This is a genomic window from Blastococcus sp. TF02A-30 (assembly GCF_003319185.1).
Classification (GTDB): Bacteria; Actinomycetota; Actinomycetes; order Mycobacteriales; family Geodermatophilaceae; genus Blastococcus.
Map to the genome: position 1 here is coordinate 387,197 of NZ_QOHJ01000003.1, position 24,018 is coordinate 411,214.

The following is a 24,018-nucleotide window of genomic DNA, read 5'->3' on the forward strand; positions in this document are numbered from 1 at the left end:
GTCAGCCGGCCTTCTCCGCCTCGTCCGCCGTTCCCGGGGCCTCCGGGCGGGGCGGCGGCAGCTGACCGGTGCGGCCGGTGTTCGCCGCGGACACGAACTCGCGGCGCGGGTCCTGCAGCTGGCCCAGCGAGATCACCTCGCGGCGGAACACCGAGGCCAGCGCCCAGTCGGCCACCACCCGCGCCTTCCGGTTGAAGGTCGGCACCCGGCTCACGTGGTAGGCGCGGTGCATCGCCCACGCCGGCCACCCCTTGAGCTTGACCCCGTACACCTGCGCGACGCCCTTGTGCAGGCCGAGGCTGGCCACCGAGCCGACGTAGGCGTGCCGGTAGGGCTCCGGCGCCCGCCCCTCGAGCACGGCCACGATGTTGTCGGCCAGCCGCTTGGCCTGCCGCACGGCGTGCTGGGCGTTGGGCGCCGTCGTCGCCCCGGGGTCGTCCTTGGTGACGTCGGGGACGGCGGCCAGGTCGCCGGCGGCCCAGGCGCCGTCGAGGCCGCGGACCTGCAACGTCGCCTCGCACACCACGCGCCCCCGCTCGTCGAGGGGCAGATCGGTCCCGGCCAGGACCGGGTTCGGCTTGGTCCCGGCGGTCCACACCAGGGTGTCGCTGGGGAACCGGTCGCCGTCGCTCAGCTCGACGACGCAGTCGACCACCGACTCAAGCCGGGTGTTGAGCCGCACGTCCATGCCGCGGGCGGTCAGCTGCTTCACCGTCCACGCGGCCATGTCCAGGTCGACCTCGGGGAGGATCCGGCCGGTGGCCTCGACCAGCACCCAGCGCATGTCGGCCGGGGACAGCCGCGGGTAGTAGTGCTCGATCGCGTACCGGGCCATGTCCTCGAGCTCGGCGAAGGCCTCGATGCCGGCGTAGCCGCCGCCGACGAAGGTGAAGGTGAGCGCCCGGCGGCGGACGCCGGGGTCGTCGGTGGAGCTGGCCGCGTCGAGCCGGGCCAGGACGTGGTTGCGCAGGTAGATGGCCTCGCCGACGTTCTTGAACCCGATGCCGTGCTCGGCCAGCCCGGGGATGGGCAGCGTGCGCGCCACCGAGCCGGCGGCCATGACGAGGACGTCGTAGGAGACGTCGAACGCCTCCCCCTCGATCGGCACGACCCGGGCCCGCCGCTCGGCGTGGCTGACCCCCGTGACGGCCCCGGTGATCACCCGGCAGCGGTTGAGGGTCCGGCGCAGCGGGACGACGACGTGCCGGGGCTCCACCGAGCCGGCCGCCGCCTCGGGGAGGAACGGCTGGTAGGTCATGTGCGGCTGCGGGTCGACCACCACGACCTCGGCCCGGCCCCGGGACAGCTTCTTCTGCAGCCGCAGGGCCGTGTACAGGCCGACGTAGCCGCCGCCGACGACGAGGACCACCGGTCGCTGAGCCATGCGTCGAGGGTAGGGGCGCGGCGGTCGTCGCACGATGTCGAGCGTCGCGCTCAACGGACGGTCGCGGCCAGCTCCACGGCGCGGGAGAGGACGGCGTCGAGCATCGGCTCGGTGAGCTTGCCGGTGAAGGTGTTCTGCTGGCTCACGTGGTAGCTGCCCAGCAGGGTCAGCGGACCGCGCGGGCCGGCCAGCTCCACCTCGACCCCGTGCCCGAACGCCGGCCGCGGGCGGGGCAGCGCGTACCCGGCCCCGGCGAGCACCGGCCACAGCGCCGTCCAGCCGAACCCGCCCAGGACGACGGCCACCCGCAGCCGCGGCAGCAGCGCCAGCTCCCGGGCCAGCCACGGCGAGCAGGTGTCGCGCTCCTCCGGGGTCGGGGCGTTGGCCGGGGGCGCGCAGCGCACGGCGGCGGCGACCCGCACGTCGGTGAGCTCGAGCCCGTCGCCGATGTGCGTCGAGGTCGGCTGGTTGGCCAGCCCGGCCCGCCACAGCGCGGCGAAGATCCAGTCACCGCTGCGGTCGCCGGTGAACACCCGCCCGGTCCGGTTCCCGCCGTGCGCGGCCGGGGCGAGCCCGACGACCGCGATCCGGGCGTCGGCCGGGCCCAGGCCGGGCACCGGCCGGCCCCAGTACTCCTGGTCGCGGAAGGAGGCCCGTTTGACCCCGGCGACCTCCTCGCGCCAGGCGACCAGCCGGGGGCAGGCGTAGCAGCCGGAGATGCGGGCGTCGAGGACGGGCAGCTCGCGGGTGGACCGCGCCGACCGGACCACCCCGGCCGGGGTCCGCGTCACGGGGAAGCCCCCGGCGTCCCGCGAGGTCATGGAACGGCCCCGGTGCAGGGTCCCGCGGCGAGCCTGCGAGTCGTGGGGGGCACCGTGGTCCTTCAACGCGCGAGGCGCAGGGCGATGCCGTCCAGGATGTCGTGCTCGCTGACCACGACCTCGTCCATGCCGAACTCGTCCACGATCACCCGCAGGATCAGGGCCCCGGCGCCGATGACGTCGACCCGGCCCGGGTGCATGACGGGGAGGGCGGCCCGCTGCGCGCGCGGCGCCGCCAGCAGGTCCGCGGTCACCGCCCGGACGTCGGCGGCCGGGATGCGGGAGCCGTGGATGACCAGCGGGTCGTAGGCCGGCAGCCGCAGCGCGAGCGCGGCGACGGTGGTGACCGAGCCGGCGAGCCCGACCAGGCTGCGGGCCTCGGCCACCGGCACCTCCGCGCGGACCAGGGCGAGCGCGGCGCGGATGTCGTCCTCGGTGGCGGCGATCTCCGCGACCGACGGCGGGTCGCCGTGCAGCCGGCGCTCGGTGAGCCGGACGCAGCCGATGTCGACCGAGCGGGCCGCGCGCAGCCCGGCGGCGTCGCCGAGCACGAACTCGGTCGAGCCCCCGCCGATGTCGACGACCAGGAACGGCGGCTCGGGCGGCGTCGTCCCGTGCTGGGCGGCGGCGGCCTCGAGCGAGGCGGTGGCGCCGAGGAAGGACAGCTCGGCCTCCTCACGACCCGGGACGACGTCGGGCAGCCGGCCCAGCGTGGTCAGCACCATGTCCTCGAACTCGGCCCGGTTGGCGGCGTCGCGGGTGGCGCTGGTGGCCACCATGCGGACGTCCTCCGCCCCCAGCTCGCGGGCGGTCGCGGCGTACTCGGCCAGCACCTTCCGGGTGCGCTCGATCGCCTCGGTGGCCAGCCGGCCGGTGGCGTCCACGCCCTGGCCGAGCCGGACGACCTCCATCCGGCGCACCAGGTCCGTGGCCGCGCCGGTGGGCGGCACGTCGGCGACCAGGAGGCGGATGGAGTTGGTGCCGCAGTCGATGGCGGCGACCCTCGTCACTGGTCCCCTTCCGGGAGCGCGCAGGGGCCCTTGGCCCACCACTCCCCCATCTCGGCCACCGCGCGGTCGCCGATCGGGTTCACCCCGGGCCCGGCGGCCAGCGCGTGCCCGGCGAGGGCGTGCAGGCACTTGACCCGGTCGGGCATGCCGCCGGCCGTGTTGCGGGTGGGCAGCACGTCCTTGGCGTCGCGCTCGGCGAGGTAGGCCTCGTGCGCCGCGCGGTACCGCGCGGCCAGCTCCGGGTCGGTGGCCAGCTCGTCCTGCCACTCCCGCATCCGGCCGGTGGACTCCAGCCGGCTCGCGGCGGCCGAGGCCCGGGGGCAGGTCAGGTAGTAGAGCGTCGGGAACGGCGTGCCGTCCTCCAGCCGCGGCGCGGTCTCGACGACGTCGGGCTGGCCGCACGGGCAGCGGTGCGCGACGGCCGTGAGCGCGCGCGGCGGCCGGCCGAGCTGGCGGGCGATGATCTCCCGCTCGGCCGGGGTGACCGGGTCGTTCACTCGGTGGGCTCCTCGGGGGCGTCCCCGTCGGCGACGGAGAGCGTGTCCATCAGGCCCTCGTACCAGGGCTTCGGTTCTGCCGGCGTGGCCGCCTCGTCGAGCGTGCCGGCGTCGCCCTCCACGGTCTCACCGTCGACGACGACGATCAGGCGGTCACCGGGCAGCACGTAGGTGAGCCGCTCGCGGGCCTGGCGCTGCGTCCAGGCGGGGTCGGCCTGGCGCTCCAGCTCGGCCTCGAGCTCCGCGGCGCGGCGGTCGAGCTCCCGCCCCTCGGCGGTCAGCTCGACCAGCTCGGCCCGGCCGGCCGAGTACTGCCGGATCGGCCCGGCCAGGGTGAGGGCGAGCAGCAGGACGAGCGCGCCGAGGAGCACCGCCCGCCCGGTGAACAGCGGCCGGCGCCGGGCGGACGACGACGTCGTCGTCCGCGCGGGACGGCGGGCGGCCCGTCGTTCGCCCGGGCGCCGGGTCGGGTTCGGGGTGCCGGTGCGCAGCCCGGTGCGCACCGGACGGGTCGAGTGGACCCGTGGTGCGCGACCGGTGCTGCGGTGCCCCGGCGGCGGGGACCCGCCCCGCCGCCCCCGAACGCTGCTCATCGGCCCGGGTCAGCCCCGCGCGAGCCGGGGGAACGCGGCGGCGCCGGCGTAGCGGGCGGCGTCGTCGAGCTCCTCCTCGATGCGCAGCAGCTGGTTGTACTTGGCGACGCGCTCGCTGCGGGCCGGGGCACCGGTCTTGATCTGCCCGCAGTCGGTGGCGACGGCGAGGTCGGCGATCGTGGTGTCCTCGGTCTCGCCCGAGCGGTGGCTCATCATGCAGCGGTAGCCGTTGCGGTGGGCCAGGTTGACCGCGTCGAGGGTCTCGGTGAGCGTGCCGATCTGGTTGACCTTGACCAGCAGCGCGTTGGCCGCGCCGCGGTCGATGCCGTCGGCCAGCCGAGCGGGGTTGGTGACGAACAGGTCGTCGCCGACGAGCTGCACGCGGTCGCCGAGGGCCGAGGTCAGCGAGATCCAGCCGTCCCAGTCCTCCTCGTCGAGCGGGTCCTCGATCGAGACGATCGGGTAGGCGTCGACCAGACCGGTGTAGTACTCGGCCATCTCGGCCGCCGACAGCTGCTTGCCCTCGAAGGCGTAGGAGCCCTCGGAGTGGAACTCGGTCGCGGCGACGTCGAGGGCGAACACGATGTCCTCGCCGACGGAATAGCCGGCCTGCTCGACGGCACGGGTGATGAGGTCCAGCGCGGCCCGGTTGCTCGACAGGTCCGGCGCGAAGCCGCCCTCGTCGCCCAGCCCCGTGGACAGACCCTCCTTCTTCAGGACGGCCTTGAGCGCGTGGTAGGTCTCGGTGCCCATGGCCAGCGCCTCGGCGAAGGTGGCCGCACCGATCGGGGCGATCATGAACTCCTGGACGTCGACGTTGCTGTCGGCGTGGGCGCCACCGTTGAGGATGTTCATCATCGGCACCGGCAGCAGGTGCGCCGAGGGGCCGCCGACGTAGCGGAACAGCGGCAGGCCGGCGGAGTCGGCGGCAGCCCGGGCGACGGCGAGGCTCACGCCGAGGATGGCGTTGGCGCCCAGCCGCGACTTGTCGGGCGTCCCGTCGAGGTCGAGCAGCCGCTGGTCGACCAGGCGCTGCTCGCTGGCCTCGTACCCGACCAGCTCGGGGCCGATGACGTCGAGGACGCCGTCGACGGCCTTGGTCACCCCCTTGCCGCCGTAGCGGTCGCCGCCGTCGCGCAGCTCGACCGCCTCGAAGGCGCCCGTGGAGGCGCCGCTCGGGACCGCCGCGCGGGCGATCGTCCCGTCGTCGAGGGCGACCTCGACCTCAACGGTGGGGTTTCCGCGCGAGTCGAGGATCTCCCGCGCGCCTACGGCATCGATGCTCGGCACGGGGAGCAGCCTAGCCAGCGGTTCCGGGAACGTCCGCCCGCCTCGCCCCAGGTCAGCCCGCGGAGCGCTCCTCGGCCGCCGCGTCGAGCTCCCCGGCGTAGCGGCGCACCGCCTCGCGCAACGCGTCCTCGGCGTCCCAGCCGCGCCCCTCGACGGCCGCGACCACCGCGAGCAGCCGCTCCCCCAGCGCCTCGGGGCTGTCCACGGTCAGCTCGGCCGGCTCGGGCGTGGGCAGCCCGGCGCGGCCGGCCCGGCGGACCAGCGCCGCGCCCCACGAGGCGGCCGGCTGGGAGCGCGAGACGCCCTCGGTGGGCGAGCGGCGCTGCTTCTCCGCCTTCTTGATCTCCTCCCACCCCGCCTCGACCTGCGCCACGTCGCGGGGCCCGGCGTCCCCGAACACGTGCGGGTGCCGCCGGACCAGCTTCTCGACCAGCTCCCCCGCCACGTCGTCGACGTCGAACCGCCGCTCCGCGCCGGCCTCCGCGGCCACCCGGGCGTGGAAGACCACCTGGAGCAGCACGTCGCCGAGCTCCTCGCGCATGCCGACCGGGTCGTCGTCGACGATCGCGTCGTAGGCCTCGTGCGCCTCCTCCAGCAGGTAGCCGCGCAGCGAGGAGTGCGTCTGCTCGGCGTCCCAGGGGCAGCCGCCCGGCGAGCGCAGCCGGTCCATCACGGCGACGACGTCGAGCAGCCGGCTCCCCGACGGGCGGGCCACCGACGCCGAGCCGGGGAGGGCCGCGAGCTCCCCGGCGGTGCCGAGCAGGACGACGTCCTCCGGGCGCGCCTGCGCCGCCGCCGCGTCGACGTCCTCGACGGCGAGGCCGGCGCCGCGCAGCTCGGCGGCGGTCGCGGCCGCCCCCGGCAGGGCCAGGACCGGCGCGGTCCCGCTGACGGCGCGCCACCCGGCGGGGCCCAGCAGGGCGGGGGCGTGCGGGCTGACTTCGACGGTGAGCACGACGGGCACCGGCTCAGTCTCCGCGACCGTCCTCGGCGGCGTCGTCCCCGCCCCGGCCGAGGATCTCGACGACGCCGCCGTCGCCCTCGACCAGCCGCCCGTCGCGCAGCACGCCGTACCGGGGGTTGACGGTCAGGTCGAGGTCGTCGCGCACCTCGTCGACCAGGTCGGCGCCGGCCTGCGCGACCTCCTCGCCGGCCGCGGCCTCGAGCTGCGGCCGCACCTCCTCGAAGGGCGGCTCGACGACAGCGGTGACGAAGCCGACCACCGTGCCCACCTCGCTGACCTCGACGGTGAAGCCGGTGCCCGGCGCCGCGGCGGTGAGCTGGTCGGCCATCACCGGCGGCAGCTGGTCGGGCCCGCGGCGGGTCACCGCGCCGAGGGTGAACTGGCCCGGGTACTGCGCCGCCACGGCCGGGTAGCCGGCGGGGGCGGCGGTGAGCTGGGCCAGCACGGCGTCGCCGGTGGCGGCATCGGGCACGGCGATGTAGCCGAACTCGATCTCGGCCAGCTCGCGGCGCACCTGCTCGTACTGCGCCCGCAGCGACTCCTCCGACAGGGCGTCGGCCTGCCCGTCGGCCGCGGCGACCTCCTCGCGGATCAGCTGCTGGCGGATGCTCTCGGTGACGTCCTCGCGGCCGATGCCCTGCTGGGCCAGCTGGCTGTACACGTCGTCGGGGTCGTCGTCCCCCAGCAGCTGGTCGATGCGGGCCTGCACCGCGCGGTCGCCCACCTGGACGCCGTAGCGGTCGGCGGCGGCGGCGTGCACCTCCTGCTCGACCAGGGAACCCAGCACCCGGCGGGTGAACGCCTGCTCGTCCCCGGCCGCGTAGGCCGCCACCTCCTCGTCGGCGAGGCGCTCCTCGACGGCCGCCTCCAGCTCGGCGACGGTCACCCGCTCGTCCCCGACGTAGGCGGCGACGTCCGGGGAGGTCCGGCAGCCGGTCAGCACGACCAGGCCGACGGCCAGCGAGGCGATCAGGCGACGCGTCTGCACGGCCGGAGCGTGCCACAACGTCTGTGACCTGCGCCGCACCCCGCCCGGATCAGCGGGCCGCGGCGGCCACCGGGTTCTCGAGGACGGCGGTCAGCGTGGCGCGCAGGTTCTCCAGCAGGGCGATGTCGCGTACCGGCGTCCGCCGGTCGGGGCCGACCGGCGCCTTGAGCACGATCGTCTCCACCGCCGCCTTGTAGCTTGCCCCCTCCGCGAGCCGTGCCAGCCGCATCTGCTTGGACTCGGGCAGCACGACCGGGCTGATCCGGATCGCCCGGCCCTGCAGGGACACCTCGGTGATGCCCAGCGCCCGCATGGCCACCCGGAACCGGGCGACGGCGATCAGGTTCAGCACCGGAGCCGGCGGGGCGCCGTAGCGGTCGGTCAGCTCGTCGAGCACGGCCTGCGCCGCGTCGTCGTCCTGGATCGAGGCGACCTTGCGGTAGGCCTCCATCCGCAGCCGCTCCCCCGGCACGTAGTCGTGCGGCAGGTGCGCGTCGACCGGCAGGTCGACCCGGACCTCGACCGGCTCGACGGGCGCGGACTCGCCCGTGACCTGGGCGCGGTAGTCGGCCACCGCCTCGCCCACCAGCCGCACGTAGAGGTCGAAGCCGACGCCGGCGATGTGCCCGGACTGCTCGCCGCCGAGCAGGTTGCCCGAGCCGCGGATCTCCAGGTCCTTCATCGCCACCGCCATGCCGGCGCCGAGGTCGGTGTTGTGCGCGATGGTGGTCAGCCGGTCGACCGAGGTCTCGGTCAGCGTGCGGGTCGGGTCGTAGGTGAAGTAGGCGTACGCCCGCTCCCGCCCACGGCCGACGCGGCCGCGGATCTGGTGCAGCTGGGAGAGGCCGAAGGTGTCGGCCCGGTCGACGATCAGGGTGTTGGCGTTCGGGATGTCCAGGCCCGACTCGATGATCGTCGTCGCGACCAGGACGTCGTACTCCTTCTCCCAGAAGCCGACCATGATCCGCTCGAGCTCGTGCTCCTTCATCTGCCCGTGGCCGACGGCGACGCGGGCCTCGGGCACCAGGTTGCGGATCTTGGCCGCGGCCTTGTCGATCGACTGCACCCGGTTGTGGATCACGAAGACCTGGCCGTCGCGCAGCAGCTCGCGCCGGATCGCGGCGGCCATCTGCTTGTCGTCCCACGCGCCCACGTAGGTCAGCACCGGGTGCCGCTCCTCGGGCGGGGTGAGGATCGTCGACATCTCGCGGATGCCGGTCAGGCTCATCTCCAGCGTGCGCGGGATCGGGGTGGCCGACATCGACAGGACGTCGACCGCCGTCCGCATCGTCTTCAGGTACTCCTTGTGCTCGACGCCGAAGCGCTGCTCCTCGTCGACGATCACCAGGCCGAGGTCCTTGAACCGGGTGGTCGGCTGCAGCAGCCGGTGCGTGCCGACCAGGATGTCGACCTCGCCGTCGGCCAGCTCGCGCAGGATCTGGGTGGTCTCGGCGTCGGACTGGAACCGGGACAGCACCCGCACCTTCACCGGGAACTGGGCGACCCGCTCGGAGAAGGTCTTGAAGTGCTGGTTGGCCAGCAGCGTCGTCGGCACCAGGACGGCGACCTGCTTGCCGTCCTGCACCGCCTTGAACGCCGCCCGGATGGCGATCTCGGTCTTCCCGTAGCCGACGTCGCCGCAGATGATCCGGTCCATCGGGACCGGCTGCTGCATGTCGGCCTTGACCTCGTCGATGGCGGCCAGCTGGTCGGGCGTCTCCTGGAACGGGAAGGCGTCCTCGAGCTCGCGCTGCCACACGGTGTCCGGCCCGTAGGCGTGCCCCTTGCTGGCCATGCGCGCCGAGTACAGCCGGATCAGCTCGGCGGCGATCTGCTTGACCGCCTTGCGGGCCTGGTTCTTGGTCTTCTGCCAGTCGGCGCCGCCGAGCTTGGACAGCGCGGGCGCCTCGCCGCCGACGTAGCGGGTGAGCTGGTCGAGGGCGTCGGTGGGCACGAACAGCCGGTCCGGCGGCTGGTTCCGCCGCGAGGGGGCGTACTCGACGATCAGGTAGTCGCGCTGGCCGCCGTTGACGGTGCGGCTGACCATCTCGATGTAGCGGCCGATGCCGTGCTGCTCGTGGACGACGAGGTCGCCGGGCTGCAGCTGGGCCAGGTCGACGGCGTTGCGCCGGCGCGCGGGCATCTTCACCGCGTCGCGCATGGTCGCCCCGCGGGACCCGGTCAGGTCGTGCTCGGTCAGCAGCGCGAGCCCGACGCCGGGGAAGGCGAAGCCGGACTCCAGGTTGCCCTGGGTGACGTGCGTCAGCCCCGCGCCGGGCGGTGTCGCGATGTCGGGCACGAGCCGGACGCCGAGGTCGGCCTCGGCGAACTGGTCGGCCGCGCGCTGCGCCGGTCCGGGGCCGGCGAAGGTGAGCACCACCCGCCAGTCGTCCCGGGTCCAGCTGCGCACCTGCTCGACGGCCTGCGGGACGTCGCCGGAGAACCGGTCGACCGTGGTCGCGTCCAGGGTGACCTGGTGCTCGTCGTCGTCGGCCTGCAGCGTGAAGGCGCCGGTGGTCCACCACGGCAGCCCGCGGCCCCGGGCCGCGGCCTCGACGTCGGCCAGGTCGCGGAAGGACGAGGCACCCAGGTCCAGCGGGGCCTCACCCGCCTCCGCGGCGGTGGCCCACGAGGCGGCCAGGAACTCCTCGGCGGTGCGCACCAGGTCCGCGGCGCGGGTGCGCACCCGCTCGGGGTCGCAGACCAGCACGTGGGTGCCGGCCGGCAGCAGGTCGGTGAGCAGCTGCATCGCCTCGTCACCGATCAGGGCCGGGGTCAGCGACTCCATGCCCTCGACCGCGATGCCCTCCGCGAGCTTGCCCAGCACCTCGATCAGGCCCGGGTGCTCGACGGCCAGCGCCGCGGCGCGGGCCCGCACCTCCTCGGTGAGCAGCAGCTCGCGGCACGGCGGCGCCCACAGCCGCTCGGGCCGCTCGTCGAGGGAGCGCTGGTCGGCCGCGGAGAAGTAGCGCAGCTCGTCGACCTCGTCGCCCCAGAACTCCACGCGCACCGGGTGCGGCTCGGTCGGCGGGAAGACGTCGAGCAACCCGCCGCGGACGGCGAACTCACCGCGCTTCTCCACCAGCTCGACGCGGGTGTAGGCGGCGTCCGCGAGCGCGCGGGCGACGTCGTCGAGCTCGGCGGTGTCGCCGGGCTTCAGCTCGACCGGCACGAGCTCGCCGAGGCCGGGGGCCAGCGGCTGCAGCACGCTGCGCACCGGGGCGACCAGCACGTCGATGGTGCCGTTCCCGCCGGGGTGGGTGAGGTCGCGCAGCACCGCGAGCCGCCGGCCCACGGTGTCCGCGCGCGGGGAGAGCCGCTCGTGCGGCAGCGTCTCCCAGGCCGGGAAGGTGGCGACCCGGTGCCCGGGGAGGAAGCAGCGCAGCAGGTCGGCGGTGACGTCGGCGTCGCGCTCGCCCGCGGTCACGAGCAGCACCGGGGCGCCGGCACCTCCGCCACGGGCGGCCAGCGCGGCCGCGACGAGGGGCTGGACCGGGGGCGGCGCGGTGACGGCCAGCTGCGCCCGTCCCGCCGACGCCACGACGCGGGCCATGCCGGGGTCGGTGAGGACGACGTCGAGCACGCCGCGCAAGGTCACGCCGGGACACTCCTGAGGGATCTCGGGCCGCGCGTCCCCCGATCGGGACGCGTCACCGCCTCGGAAAAGGTTAGTCCTCGCCGGTGACCTGCCGCCGCCCGCGCGAGGGGGGCCTGACCGGTCGGCGGGGCCGGGACGTCACGCTGACGAGGGGTTTCCCCGGTTCGGGGACGTCCTCGGGAGCCCCTCGGTGGGAACATCGACCCCATGCCGGCCGCCTGCGCACGCCGCCCCGCCGCGGCCGTCGCCCCCCGGCCGTCCGCGCCCGTCGTCCGGCTGGTGCCGCTGGAGCGCGACCCGGTCGCCCTCGCCGCCGACCGGCGGCTGCTCCACGCCGACGAGCGCGCGCACGCCGACCGCGCGACCGCGGCCGTCGCACGCCGGCGGATCGCGCTGCGCGCCGCCCTGCGCCGGCTGACCGGTTCGTTCCTCGCCCTGCCGCCCGCCGCCGTGCCGCTGCACGCCGGGGAGCACGGCCGGCCCGAGCTGGACGTCGAGGGCGCCGACGTGGCCTGCTCGCGGTCCGGCGAGCACGGCCTGGTGGCGGTCGCCGTGGGGTGCCGCATGGGGGTCGACGTCGAGCAGATCGCCCCGTGGTCCCACGACGCGCTGGACGAGGGGTGGCTCTCCCCCGCCGAGCGGGCCGCCCTGCTCGACCTCGCCCCGCCCGCCCGCGCGCTCGCGGCCACCCGTTGCTGGACCCGCAAGGAGGCGGTGCTCAAGGGCACCGGCAGCGGGCTCACCGATCACCTGGCCGCCCTGGAGGTCGGGGTGGTGCCAGGCCCGGTCGTCGTCGGGGACTGGCTGGTCGAGGACGTCCCGGCCCCGCGCGGGTTCGTCGCCAGCATCGCCACCTCGCCGTCCCACCCCGTGGAGGAGCCCCCCCGTGGCCGTGCCGACCGTTGACACCGCGGGCACCCCGCCCCAACCCGCCCAGCTGGCCGGCTTCCGCCGGCAGCTCGAGGAGCGCACCGGCCTCGACCTGCGCGACCCGGTCGTCCTGCACCGGTTCTCCGTCGAGCAGCCCGCGGTCTTCTGGCACGCCCTGCTCGAGTGGACCGGGCTGCCCTGGTCCGGCTCCGCCGACCCCGTCGTGACCGGCACCGACGTGGAGACCGCGCGCTTCTTCCCCGGGGTGCGGCTGAACTACGCCGAGGCGCTGCTCCGCCCGCTCGACGGGGTCGACGACGACGCCCCCGCGCTCACCGGGGTGCACGCCGACGGCCCGGCCGACTGCTACACCCGCGCGGAGCTGCGGGCGGCCGTGCAGCGGGGCGCCACCGCGCTGGCCCGCCTCGGCCTCGCCGCCGGCGACCGGGTCGTCGCGGTCGCGCCCAGCACAGCGGACGTCGTGGTGGCCGCGCTCTCCGTCGCCGCGCTCGGCGGCACCCTCTCGACCGCCACCCCGGACATGGGGACGACGGCGCTGCTCGGCCGGTTCGAGCAGGTCGAGCCGGTGCTGGTGCTCCTCGACCGCCGCACGGTGGACGACCCGGACGGGACGGTCGCGGCCCTGCTGGCCGGTCTGCCGACCGCGCGCTCCGTCGTGCTGGTCGACGACCTGCCCCTCCCGGAGCCGGCCGGGATCCCGGCGCACCGCTGGGCGGACCTCAGCTCCGAGGCCGGCGACGGACCGCCGGCCGGCTGGCCGCGGCTGCCGTTCGACCACCCGCTTTTCGTCATGTTCTCGTCGGGCACCACCGGCCCGCCGAAGGCGATGGTGCACGGAGCCGGCGGCACCCTCCTCGAGCACGTGAAGGAGCACCGGCTGCACGGTGACCTCCGGGCCGGGGAGACGCTGTACTTCCACACCACCACCGCCTGGATGATGTGGAACTGGCAGCTGTCGGCCCTGGCGGTCGGCGCGCACGTCGTCGTCTACGACGGCCCGGTCACCGGCCCCGCGACGCTGTGGGAGATCGCGGCCGACCACCGGGTACAGGTGCTCGGCACCAGCCCGCCGTACCTGCAGCTCTGCCAGGACGAGGGGTACCGGCCCGCGGAGGCGGTCGACCTCTCGGCGCTGCGCGCGGTGCTGTCCACCGGCGCCGTGCTGCACGAGTGGCAGTTCGACTGGGTCGCCGAGGCCGTCGGCCCGCAGCCCCTCCAGTCCATTTCCGGCGGGACCGACATCATCGGCTGCTTCGTGCTCGGGCACCCGGAGCTCCCGGTCCGCCGGGGCCGCAGCCAGGCCCGGAGCCTCGGCCTGGACGTGGTGGCCGTCGACGGGTCCGGCGTCGAGGTGGTCGGCCGGATCGGCGAGCTCGTCTGCCGCCGCCCGTTCCCCTCCCGGCCGGTCGCCTTCCTCCGCGATTCCGACGGCGCCCGTTTTCACGACGCGTACTTCGCCGAGCACCCGGGCGTCTGGACCCACGGCGACCTCGTCGACGTCGACGCCGACGGGTCGGCCCGCGTGCACGGGCGATCCGACGGCGTGCTGAACATCGACGGCATCCGGATCGGCCCGTCGGAGATCTACGCGGCGCTGCACGCCGTCCCGGAGGTCGTCGAGGCGCTCGCCGTCGAGCAGCGCCACCCCCACCGCCCCGGCGCCACGCGCATGGTGCTGCTCGTCCTCCTCGCCGCCGGCGCGGTCCTGGACGGGCGGCTGGACCGGGAGATCCGGGCCACCCTGCGCCGCCGGGCGTCCGCGGCGCACGTGCCCTCCCTGGTCGTGGCGGTCCCGGAGCTGCCGCTGACCCACAACGGCAAGCGCTCTGAGCGGGCCGCCCGCGACGCGGTCAACGGCGACCCGGTCGGCAACCGCTCCGCGCTGCGCAACCCCGGGAGCCTGGAGACCGTCCGCGCGGCGGTGCTCGCCGCCGTCGTGGCCCCCGCGGCCGACGGGGACGACGACGCCCCGACCGTGGTGCGCCGGCTGTGGAGGCAGGCGCTGGGGCTCGCCGACAGCCACCCCGACGACGACTTCTTCGACCTGGGTGGCACCTCGCGCCAGCTGGTGTCGTTGCTCCACCGGGTCCGCGAGGACCTGGGCGCCGACGTCCCGGTGTCCGAGTTCGCACCGCGGCCCACGCTGGCCGAGCTGCTCCGCCGGGTGGCGGCTGCCGCACCGACGCCCGCCGGCGTCCGGCTGCTGCGGGAGGGGGACGGGGCGCCGGTGTTCCTCGTCCCCGACGTCGGGCGCGCGCCGGCGGACTACGCCGACCTGGCCCGTCTCCTGGACACCGACCGGCCGGTGCACGCCCTCCCCGTCGACGCCACCGCCGCGGACGGCAGCGCCCTGAGCCTGGCGGACGCCGGCGCGCGGGTGCTCGCCGCGCTGCCCCTCCCGGCCGACGCGCCGTGCGTGCTGGTCGGCCACGGGCTGGGTGGCGTGCTCGCCGCCGAGGTCGCCGCCCGGCTGGAGGCCGAGGGAGCCGACGTCTCCGCCGTGGTGCTGATCGACGCGCCACCGCCGGCCGCCGCACTCCCCCGGCACCTGGCCGCCCGCATCCGGTGGTCGGGCCGGCTGACAGCGCTGCGCGCGCCTGACCGCGCCGACCTGCTGCTCCAGCGGTTCGCCGAACGGTTCGCCCCGGCGACCCTGTCGCCGGAGCGGCTCGCCCACGTGCGGGCGCACGCCGCGTTCGACGCGCACCGGCCCGGCCGCTTCGGTGGAGCCGCCGTGCACCTGGGCCCGCCGCGGTCCCCGGTGCCCGCCGCATGGCGCCGCGTCCTGCCGGGGCTGGTCGCGGTCGAGGTGCCCGGTGCCGGCTCCGACGTCCTGGCCCCCGGCGGTCTACCGGAACTGGCCGGGCGGCTGTCGGCCGCGCTCGCGGGAGCCGGGGTCGGGGCCGGGAAGCCCTGACCCGTCAGCGCTTGCCGCGGTTGGGCTGCTTCACCTTGGCGGCCGGCGGGCGGCCGGCCGACCCGACCGGTGCGTCCGCCTGCGGTGCCAGCACCGGTACGGGCACCGGCAGCGGCGGGACGGCCGGGGCCGGGGCCGGGGCGTCCGCCTGAGGCCGGCGGCCGGGGGCGTACCCGTAGTCGTAGCCGTGCCCGTGCGCGGCGGCCAGCTCGCTCTTCACCGGCACCATGGTCAGCACGACGCCGAGGACGTCGGCCCCGACGCGGCGCAACGCACCGGAGGTCTCGGTGAGCTGGTCCAGGCGGGTGCTGCCGTACCGCACGGACAGCAGCACGCCGTCCACGTGCGCGGCCAGCCCCCACGAGTCGGCCACGGGCAGCACCGGTGCGGCGTCCACGAGGACGTAGTCGTTGTCCGCCCGCAGCTTCTCCAGGAGCATCGCCATCTGGCTGGAGCCGAGCAGCTCGCTCGGGTTCGGCGGCGTCGGGCCGGCGGCCAGGACGTGCAGGTCCCGCTCGCCGACCTGCTGGAGGACGTCGTCGAGGTCCGCCGTGCCGGCGAGCACGTTGGTCAGCCCCGCCCCGCCCACCAGCTCCAGGTACTCGGTCACCTTGGGCCGGCGCAGGTCCGCCTCGACCACCGTCACCCGGCGGCCGGCGTCGGCGAGCGCCACGGCCAGGTTGACCGCCGTCGTCGTCTTCCCCTCGGCGGGGACCGCGCTGGAGATCATGATGACCTTCGGCGGCTGGTCGACGTTGAGGAACTGCAGGTTGGTGCGCAGCTGCCGGTACTGCTCGTCGGTCCGGGCCTCGACCTCGGCGAGCCGCTGGTGCTTCTCCAGGGCCCCGTCCTGGAAGACCAGCCCGATCACGGGGGCCTCGGCAGCCCGCTCGCTGGCGTCGGCGTCGGTCACCGAGCGGTCCAGGAGCACCCGCGCGATCGACGCGGCCGAGCCCAGCACGAGGCCGAGCACGGCCCCGACGAAGGCGTTGCGCACCGCCGTGGACGGCGAGGGCTGCACCGCGGCCGTGGGCCGGTCGGTGTTGGCCACGGTGACCGGGGAGTCCTCCGGCGCACCCGGGTTCTCGACGTCGGAGACGAGCTCGGGGAAGGTGTCCACCAGCGCCTCCGCGATGCCCACCGCGCGGCCGGGCGAGGCGTCGGTGACCGTCACGTCGATCATCACCGTGCCGGTGCGCACCGTCGCGCCGATCGTGCCGGCGATGTCCTCCGGCTCCAGGTCCAGCTCGGCGGCGACCCGGTCGGCCAGCTCGCGGCCGGTGAGCAGCCCGGCGTAGGACTCCACCCGCTGCTGGGCCAGCTGGCTGCCCTGGAACGCCTCGGACGTCGAGCCGGAGTCGGTCGTGGACACGAAGAACTGCAGATGGGTCGTGTACTGCGGGCCCACCAGCAGGCCGAGGCCGTACCCCAGCGCGCCGCCCAGGAGGAGCCCCGCCAGCGACAGGCGCCAGCCGGCTCGCAGCGTCGACCACACGACCCTCGGATCCACTACCAACCCCGTTCGAGAAGCGCGCGGGAACCGCGCGCACGCACCTGCGCCGAAAGCCTGACACGCACCGAGACCGCGCGACCCCCGATCACCGGGCACCCCCCGCCAAGGGGTGATCCCCGGCCGGCCCCACCCGCCGCTCGCCCGCCCTGCGCTCCCGCACGAGCTGGCGCCAGGCGAGAACCTGCACCGCCAGGATGGAGAGCTGGGCCAGCGCGACGCCCGCCGCGCCGCCGACGGCCCCGAACTCGTGGGCCAGGGCGGCCACGCCCAAGATGGCCACGACCGCCCCGGTCGTCGCGCTGCGCAGGATGTGCCCGGTGCGACCCACCGGCGCCAGCACGTTGAAGTTGAACGACGAGGTCAGCGCGTAGAGCGCGAGCACGACCCCGAACCAGACCGCCACGTCGTACCCCACCGGCACCTCGCCGGCGAACAGGACGCGGTCCACGGGCGGCAGGCCGATGGCGAACGCCACCCCACCGAGCAGACCTCCGGTGGAGGTCGCCGCCACGGCCAGCCGCATGCGCGGGGCCATGTGCCCACCCGGCGCCTCCGACACCCAGCCCTGGAAGGCGTTGAACAGCGGCTGGATGCCCGACTGGGCCAGCTTCACGATGCGGTCGCCCGCGGAGAAGGTGGCCAGCGCCCCGGGCGCCGCCCAGGCCACGATGCTGGTGGGCATCGACTGCGTCAGCGCGACGACGACGTCGGTGGCGGCGGCGGCCCGCTGAGTCCGGAGCGCCCTCAGCGCCGCCGCCCAGGTGTCCCGGGACAGCGAGACGACGGCGAGCCGCGCGGTCAGCCAGACGATGATCAGCGTCTGGCCGACGAGGAAGATGACGGCGTACCAGAGGACGTCCTGGGTGAGGAGCACGACGAGCGCCGCGCCGAGCAGGACGACCAGCCGCGGCACCGTCTCGTAGCGCGCCGCCAGACCGGCCCGCCCGACGCCCACGAAGTACCAGAAGGCGGAGAGGCCGAAGGTCGCGGCGCCGAGCGCGGTGAGGGCGGCCAGCCACCGGTGCCCGTCCGGCGCGAGCACCGCGGCAGCGGCCGCCGTCACCGGGAGCACCAGGCCGGCCACCAGCAGCCGCGACAACATGCTGAGCCACAGCAGCCGGCCGCGGTCGTGGTCGCCCAGCGGCACCAGCAGCCGTGGCCCGGTGAACCCCCAGCCGTACTGCAGCACGGTCGCGGCGCCGGCGCCGAGCGCCTGGCCGAGGCCGACCGCGGCCCACCCGGTGGCGCCACCGACCGAGGCGATGACCGGGATGAGGGTCAGCTGCCCGACGATCGAGATGAGCGGGAGCCCGGCGAACGACGTCATGCGCCGCCACGGGAGCCCGGGGGCGCGCGCCCCGGCGGGCGCCCCGAGGTCAGAGGGAGCAGCCATGCTGGTGCGCCAGCTCCGTCCACGCGTCCGCGGTCGCCTCGATCGAGTAGCGGCCGATCCACCGCTGCATCTCGTCCAGGCCCGGGGTGCGGTCCAGCGCCCCGGCCCGCTCCTTGACCGCCGTCGCGAGCCCGTGCGGGTCCCCGAGCGGGAACAGGCTCATGATCTCCGGCCGGTCGCCGAGCAGCTCGACGATCTCCGAGGGCCCCATCGCGCCGGCGGCGATCACCGGCACGCCGACGCCGATGGCCTCGAGCAGCACCAGCCCCAGCGCCTCGGAGTGCGCACCGTGGACGAGCACGTCGGTCTCGCGGACCAGTTCGAACGGCCGCGGGTGGCCGCCGTGGGCGCGGACGACCACCGGCCCGTCGTCGGGCAGCGATTCCAGCCACTCGCGCTGCGGGCCCTCACCGATCACGTGCCACTCGCACTCGACGCCCGAGGCGAGCAGTCCCTCGTAGACCAGGTCCAGGCCCTTGAGCGGGACCAGCGACCCGACGGTCGACACGCGGAGCGGGCGCACCCGCTCGCCGAGCGCGGAGCCGGGGGCCTCGGCAGCGGCGCGCAGCGTGCTCAGGTCCACCGCGGGGCTGATCACCCGCGGACGGGTCTCGAGGCCGTAGACGCGGACCATCGCGTCGGCCACCCGGTCGGTGTTGGCCACGAGGAGGCCCTTGCGGCGGAAGACCGCCTGGACCAGCCGCTGCTTGACCCTGCCCAGCGGGATGAACCGGGCGTGCTCGGAGGGGTCAAGGTCCTCGCAGTAGGCGAAGGTGAAACCGTCGTCGTCCCGGCGCTCGGCCAGCGCCCCGGGCAGGATGCTGCCCCACAGGTGCAGCTTGACCAGGGACCGCTCCTCCCCGCGGAAGTGCTCGTCGAGCGCGCGACGCATGCGGCGGGCCACCAGCGGGGTGCGCAGGTGGTCGTCCATGCCGAGCTCGGCGACGGGGATGTCCGGGTGCAGCTCCGGGAGGAGCCCACCCACCTTCTCGTGCAGGACGACGCCGGTGCGCGCACCCCGGCGCTGCAGGGTGTTCGACAGCAGGACGGTCTGCCGCTCCGCACCGCCGAAGCGCAGGTGCGGCTGGACGCTGATCAGCACGGGTGCTCCCCGGTCAGGCGGCGGGCGCGTCGGCGGACGCGGACCCGGTCGGGCGCTCGGCGGCGTCGAGCGGGCGCCGGCCGCGCACGGTGACGTACTCGGTGAGCGCGGCGCGGGCGCGCAGCGCGCGGGCCGCGTCGACGGTGTACCGGCGCCACAGCCGGCGCGGCTCCCGGGCCAGCCGGACCAGCCAGTTGAGCCGGAGCGGGTACGCCCACGCCGGGTAGTAGGCCTCCGCGGTGAACTGGTCCAGCCAGCCACCGCAGGTGGTGACCAGGACACCGGGGGTCGCCGCGTCGAGGACGTAGAAGTCCTGCTTCGGCGCGCCCAGACCCACGACCGCCAGCTGCACGCGGGCCGCTCCGAGCTGGCGGCGCAGCTCGGCCGGCTCGGGCAGCTCGTCGTAGCCGTCGCGCACGAGGACGACCTGGTGCCCGTACTCGGCGGTGATCTTCTCCGCGACGGCGCTGAGCGTCCCGCTGCGGGAACCGATCAGCGCGATCCGCAGGCCCTGCGTGCGCTCGAGCAGCAGCGGCATGACCAGGTCCGCGCTGGTGCGGCACCCCTCGGTCCGGACGAGGTGGCAGAGGAAGACGCCGTCCAGACCGAGGTAGTCGAACCGGTCCACGGGGACGCCGGCCTGGAGCGCGCGCAGCCCGCTGTAGTGGTTGAACCACGTGACGGTGCCCCCGCGACGCTGCTCGATGCTCTCGGCGAGCACGGCGGCGAACGCCTCGGGACCGACCGGCTGCGGCTGCTCGGCGGGCGCCGCGGGCGGCGGCGCGACCGAGGTGCTCACGGCCGCACCGGGGCGTCACCGACGACGCGAGCCGGCACGCCGATGGCCAGCTTGCCGGGCGCGACCGGGCGGACCACCAGCGCGTGGGCGCCGATGAAGGCCCCTTCACCGATGGTGATGTCGCCGACGATGCTGGAGTTCGCCCCGACGTAGACGTTGTCGCAGATCGTGGGCGCGCCCGGGGTCGGGAACGCCATGCCCGCACCGGAGCCGGAGGCGAAGCTGACGTCGTTGCCGACGACCGTCTCCGGGTTGATGATTACGTTCCGGCCCCCGTGCGGGAGGACCAGCCGGCGGCCGCAGGCGAGCTTGCCCGAGATCTCGTTGCTCAGGCCCAGCCGGGCGAAGGCGACCAGCGGCAGCGACAGCAGCCGGACGACGAGGGGCACGAGGCCCCGGTTCCGGACACCGAACTGGTTGAGCCGGAAGATCACGACGGCGACCACGCTGAGCAGCCCGCCGTGCGTGCGGTTCACGGCCACGTCCTCGGCCATCCACCGCGCGAGCTCGCGGAGGGTCCTCGGGTGGGTCGGCGCCATCGGAACAGTCCTTCGGTCGTCTACGTCGGCTGGCCCGGGCGACCGTTCCGCTTTCCACTGAAATGCAGGAACGGCACCACGGGACGGACCGAGGTTATGGCCGTCACACGGCCGCTCCGGCCTTTCTCCGGGGTGCGCTAACCCGTTAGGGGGACCGCCGGAAAGGCGTCATCAGGTTTCTCCGACCTGGAAATCCAGGAATGGCCGTCGAAAACGGCCCGAAGCGGCCCGGATCTCACTCTGCGTGGCCCGGAGCGGGCCGGGACGTCACCCGACCGGGCGCAAAACCGCGGGATCCCGCCGATCGCCCCCGATCCGGTGATTACGTTCCGTGTCTTCGTGCCGAGATCAGCTCAGGGGGAATGAAGATCGTGGCTCGCCCGAGGTTCCTGAGCACGCCGACCGCCGTGGTCGCGCGTGCCGCCCGTCGTCCCGTCGCCCGTCCGCTGCGCGCCCTGGTGGTGCTCGCCGCGCTGGCGGCCATGAGCCTCGTGGCGCCGGCCGCGAGCGCCGCGACCTGCACCGGCGGGTCGGTCAACGTCGTGGCCCACCCGGACGACGACCTGCTCTTCGTCAACCCGGCGATCGTCCGGGACATCCGCTCCGGGGTGTGCTCGGACACCGTGTACGTGACCTCCGGCGACGCCGGCGGCCCGGACAGCTACTACCGCGAGCGCGAGGTCGGCGTGCGGGCGGCGTACGCGCAGATGGCCGGCGTCGCGAACGCCTGGACCACCGCGCAGGTGGCGGTCCCGGGCGGCACGGTCACGCGCTCGACGCTGACCGCGGACCCGTCGGTCACCCTCACCTTCCTGCGGCTGCCCGACGGGTTCCCCGACGGCACCGGCAGCGAGCGCTCCGACTACTCGAGCCTCCAGCAGCTCTACGTCGGCGAGACCGACGTGCTTCCGGCCCTCGACGGTTCCCGCGCGTACACCCGGTCGGACCTGGTGAGCACCCTCGGCGCGCTCATGACCGGTGCCCGGACCGTCCGCACGCTGGACTACGAGCACGAGTACGGCGACGGCGACCACAGCGACCACTACACGGTGGGCCGCTTCGCGCACGAGGCGCAGAGCGAGCACGCCCCCTCGGCCGCGCTCAGCGGGTACTACGGCTACCCGGTCACCGAGCTGCCCGAGAACGTCTCCGGCGCCGACCTCACCGCCAAGCAGGACGCGTTCTTCGCCTACGCCCCGCACGACCCGGGCATGTGCGCCTCGGCCGAGGAGTGCGCCTGGGGCGCCGAGGGCGAGTGGCTGCCCCGCTCGCACACCGTCGGCGAGACCCCGGTCCCCACGCCCGAGCTGACCGGCACGAACGTGGCCGGCAAGGCGACCGCGACCGCCTCCTCGGAGAACGCCGAGTGGCAGCAGACCGCGGCGAAGGCCGTGGACGGCATCGTCGACGGGCACCCGGGTGACCTGGTATCGGAGTGGGTCACCGCGGGGGAGACCGTGGGCGCCTGGATCGAGCTCGCCTGGAGTGGCCCGGCCACCCTCAACGGCGTCGTCCTGCACGACCGGGTCAACGAGTGGGACCAGGTCACGGGCACCACGATCACCTTCGACGACGGCTCCACCGTCGACGCCGGCGTCCTGGACAACGGCGGTGCCGGCCTGACCGTCGCCTTCCCCGAGAAGACGACGACGACGCTGCGGGTCACCGTCACCTCCGTGGGACGGTGGACCGGCAACGCCGGCCTGGCCGAGCTCGAGGCCTGGGGCACCGCGCCCGACCCGCTGCCCGAGCCGGAACCGGTCGTCCTGACCGGGACCAACGTCGCCGGCAAGGCGACGGTGACCGCCTCGAGCCAGAACACCGAGACCGGTCAGCTGGCCGCCCAGGCCGTCGACGGCGTCGTCGACGGGTACCCCGGCGACCACACCGCCGAGTGGGCGTCGCTGGGCGAGACCACCGGCGCCTGGATCGAGCTGGCCTGGAGCGGCCCCGCCACCCTCAACGGCGTCGTCCTGCACGACCGGCCCAACGACTCGGACCAGGTCACCTCGGGCCTGCTCACGTTCGACGACGGCAGCACGGTCGCCGTCCCGCTGCTGGACAACGGCGGCGCGGGCGTGCAGGTGTCCTTCCCGGAGCGGACGACGACCTCGCTGCGGATCACCGTCACGGGCGTGAGCGGCTGGACCTCCAACGCCGGGCTCTCCGAGGTGGAGGCCTGGGGCACTGCTCCTGACCCGCTGCCCGGGCCCGAGCCGCTCCCGCTGAGCGGTACCAACGTGGCGGCCAAGGCCACAGTGACCGCCTCCTCGCAGAACACCGAGACCGGCCAGCTGGCCGCCAAGGTGGTCGACGGCGTCGTCGACGGCTACCCCGGCGACCACACCGCCGAGTGGGCCACCGAGGGCGAGGGCGTGGGCGCCTGGGTGCAGCTGACCTGGAGCGGCCCGGCCGAGATCACCGGCGTCGTGCTCAACGACCGGCCGAACGACTCCGACCGGATCACCGGCGCCACGATCACCTTCGACGACGGCTCGACCGTGGCGGTGCCGGCGCTGGACAACGGCGGCTCGGACCTCCAGCTGACGTTCCCGGCGCACATCACCACCTCGCTCCGGGTCACCGTGACCGCGGTCGGCGAGTGGACGTCGAACGTCGGCCTGGCCGAGCTCGAGGCCTGGGGCACCGCCCCCGACGCGACCCCGGTCGAGCCGGAGCCCGAGCCCGAGCCGGAGCCCGAGCCCGAGCCCGAGCCGCTGAGCGGCACCAACGTCGCCCCGAAGGCGACGGTCACCGCCTCCAGCGAGAACGTGGAGAACGGCCAGCTGGCGGCCAAGGTCGTCGACGGCGTCGTCGACGGGTTCCCCGGCGACCACACCGCCGAGTGGGCGTCGCTGAGCGAGACCGTCGGCGCCTGGGTGCAGCTGACCTGGAGCGGGCCGGCCGAGCTCGACGGGGTCGTGCTGCACGACCGGGTCAACGAGTGGGACAACGTCACCGGCGCGACGATCACCTTCGACGACGGCTCGACGGTGGCCGTGCCGGCGCTGCAGCCGACCGGCGGCCGGGTGCAGGTGAGCTTCCCGGCGCGCACCACGACGTCGCTGCGGATCACGATCACCTCGGTGGGCGAGTTCACCGGGTCGGTCGGGCTCGCCGAGCTCGAGGCCTGGGGCACCGCGCCCGACCCGGCGCCCGCGCCGCAGCCCGAGCCCGAGCCGCAGCCCGAGCCCGAGCCGCAGCCCGAGCCCGAGCCGCAGCCCGAGCCCGAGCCGGAGCTGCCCACGGGCACCGACGTGACCTCGCTGGCCACCGTCACCGCGTCGTCGGAGACTGCGGAGCACGGCCAGCTGGCCGGGTCGGCCGTCGACGGCCTCGTCGACGGCTACCCAGGGGTGGTCTCCGCCGAGTGGGTCAGCCTCGGTGAGCGCGAGGGCGCCTGGCTGGAGCTCTCCTGGACCGAGGCCGTCCAGCTGCACCAGCTGGTGCTGCACGACCGGATCAGCGAGTACGACCAGGTGACGGCCGCGCTGCTCACCTTCTCGGACGGCTCCACGGTCACCGTCCCGGCGCTGCCCAACGACGGGGAGGGCCTGCTGGTCACCTTCCCGGCCCGGCTGACGACGACGGTCCGCATCACCCTGGTCGGGGTGAGCGACTGGACGTCGAACGCCGGTCTGGCCGAGGTCCGCGCCTGGGCGCTCTGACCCGGGCGCTCTGACCCGGGCGCCGCGCGACCGGCTGGGCACCCCCGCACC

General features: G+C 75.2%; 17 protein-coding genes. 3 read left to right on the top strand and 14 right to left on the bottom strand.

What is annotated here, in order from left to right:
- Position 1: 1 nt before the first annotated feature.
- The 9 genes from DQ241_RS09105 to mfd all read right to left on the bottom strand — a co-directional run bounded on the left by DQ241_RS09105 (position 2) and on the right by mfd (position 11,145).
- On the bottom strand, positions 2-1,384 hold the full coding sequence (locus DQ241_RS09105) for an NAD(P)/FAD-dependent oxidoreductase (protein ID WP_113829840.1): 1,383 nt from the start codon (positions 1,382-1,384) through the stop codon (positions 2-4).
- 50 nt (positions 1,385-1,434) lie between these two features.
- Positions 1,435-2,205, bottom strand: a complete 771-nt coding sequence (locus tag DQ241_RS09110) for a uracil-DNA glycosylase (protein ID WP_113829841.1) — start codon at positions 2,203-2,205, stop codon at positions 1,435-1,437.
- Positions 2,206-2,267: 62 nt separating this feature from the next.
- Complete coding sequence (locus DQ241_RS09115; RefSeq protein ID WP_113829842.1) at positions 2,268-3,215, bottom strand: Ppx/GppA phosphatase family protein; 948 nt, start codon at positions 3,213-3,215, stop codon at positions 2,268-2,270.
- Complete coding sequence (locus DQ241_RS09120; protein ID WP_113829843.1) at positions 3,212-3,712, bottom strand: DUF501 domain-containing protein; 501 nt, start codon at positions 3,710-3,712, stop codon at positions 3,212-3,214. The genes DQ241_RS09115 and DQ241_RS09120 overlap by 4 nt, the downstream gene beginning before the upstream one ends.
- Complete coding sequence (locus DQ241_RS09125; protein ID WP_233492327.1) at positions 3,709-4,215, bottom strand: septum formation initiator family protein; 507 nt, start codon at positions 4,213-4,215, stop codon at positions 3,709-3,711. The genes DQ241_RS09120 and DQ241_RS09125 overlap by 4 nt, the downstream gene beginning before the upstream one ends.
- A 99-nt stretch (positions 4,216-4,314) precedes the next feature.
- Complete coding sequence (gene eno, locus DQ241_RS09130) at positions 4,315-5,595, bottom strand: phosphopyruvate hydratase (protein ID WP_113829845.1); 1,281 nt, start codon at positions 5,593-5,595, stop codon at positions 4,315-4,317.
- 52 nt (positions 5,596-5,647) lie between these two features.
- Entirely contained in the window at positions 5,648-6,559 is a 912-nt protein-coding gene (locus tag DQ241_RS09135; protein ID WP_113829846.1) for a MazG family protein, read from the bottom strand.
- Positions 6,560-6,563: 4 nt separating this feature from the next.
- The gene (locus DQ241_RS09140; RefSeq protein ID WP_158545904.1) at positions 6,564-7,547 is read right to left on the bottom strand and encodes a peptidylprolyl isomerase; all 984 of its coding nucleotides are present in this window, start codon (positions 7,545-7,547) and stop codon (positions 6,564-6,566) included.
- A 49-nt stretch (positions 7,548-7,596) separates the two neighbouring features.
- The gene (gene mfd, locus DQ241_RS09145; protein WP_113829848.1) at positions 7,597-11,145 is read right to left on the bottom strand and encodes a transcription-repair coupling factor; all 3,549 of its coding nucleotides are present in this window, start codon (positions 11,143-11,145) and stop codon (positions 7,597-7,599) included.
- A 207-nt stretch (positions 11,146-11,352) separates the two neighbouring features.
- On the opposite strand from mfd, the gene DQ241_RS09150 reads away from it, so the two are divergent.
- Both DQ241_RS09150 and DQ241_RS09155 read left to right on the top strand, forming a co-directional pair.
- A complete protein-coding gene (locus DQ241_RS09150) occupies positions 11,353-12,051 on the top strand; it encodes a 4'-phosphopantetheinyl transferase superfamily protein (protein ID WP_113829849.1) in 699 nt (232 codons plus the stop codon).
- The gene (locus tag DQ241_RS09155; RefSeq protein WP_233492328.1) at positions 12,032-14,953 is read left to right on the top strand and encodes an acetoacetate--CoA ligase; all 2,922 of its coding nucleotides are present in this window, start codon (positions 12,032-12,034) and stop codon (positions 14,951-14,953) included. The genes DQ241_RS09150 and DQ241_RS09155 overlap by 20 nt, the downstream gene beginning before the upstream one ends.
- A gap of 4 nt (positions 14,954-14,957) precedes the next feature.
- On the opposite strand, the gene DQ241_RS09160 is transcribed toward DQ241_RS09155, so the two are convergent.
- The 5 genes from DQ241_RS09160 to DQ241_RS09180 all read right to left on the bottom strand — a co-directional run bounded on the left by DQ241_RS09160 (position 14,958) and on the right by DQ241_RS09180 (position 20,299).
- Complete coding sequence (locus tag DQ241_RS09160) at positions 14,958-16,448, bottom strand: polysaccharide biosynthesis tyrosine autokinase (protein ID WP_147252351.1); 1,491 nt, start codon at positions 16,446-16,448, stop codon at positions 14,958-14,960.
- Between the two features lie 103 nt (positions 16,449-16,551).
- On the bottom strand, positions 16,552-17,859 hold the full coding sequence (locus tag DQ241_RS09165; protein WP_147252352.1) for a polysaccharide biosynthesis C-terminal domain-containing protein: 1,308 nt from the start codon (positions 17,857-17,859) through the stop codon (positions 16,552-16,554).
- A complete protein-coding gene (locus DQ241_RS09170; protein WP_113829852.1) occupies positions 17,843-18,961 on the bottom strand; it encodes a glycosyltransferase family 4 protein in 1,119 nt (372 codons plus the stop codon). The genes DQ241_RS09165 and DQ241_RS09170 overlap by 17 nt, the downstream gene beginning before the upstream one ends.
- Before the next feature lie 13 nt (positions 18,962-18,974).
- On the bottom strand, positions 18,975-19,760 hold the full coding sequence (locus tag DQ241_RS09175; RefSeq protein WP_113829853.1) for a WecB/TagA/CpsF family glycosyltransferase: 786 nt from the start codon (positions 19,758-19,760) through the stop codon (positions 18,975-18,977).
- Positions 19,757-20,299 (bottom strand): serine O-acetyltransferase, encoded by a 543-nt coding sequence (locus DQ241_RS09180; protein WP_113829854.1) that lies wholly within the window; start codon positions 20,297-20,299, stop codon positions 19,757-19,759. The genes DQ241_RS09175 and DQ241_RS09180 overlap by 4 nt, the downstream gene beginning before the upstream one ends.
- A gap of 371 nt (positions 20,300-20,670) precedes the next feature.
- Between DQ241_RS09180 and DQ241_RS09185 the strand changes: the two genes are divergently transcribed.
- The gene (locus DQ241_RS09185) at positions 20,671-23,967 is read left to right on the top strand and encodes a PIG-L family deacetylase (RefSeq protein ID WP_158545905.1); all 3,297 of its coding nucleotides are present in this window, start codon (positions 20,671-20,673) and stop codon (positions 23,965-23,967) included.
- Positions 23,968-24,018: the final 51 nt, after the last annotated feature.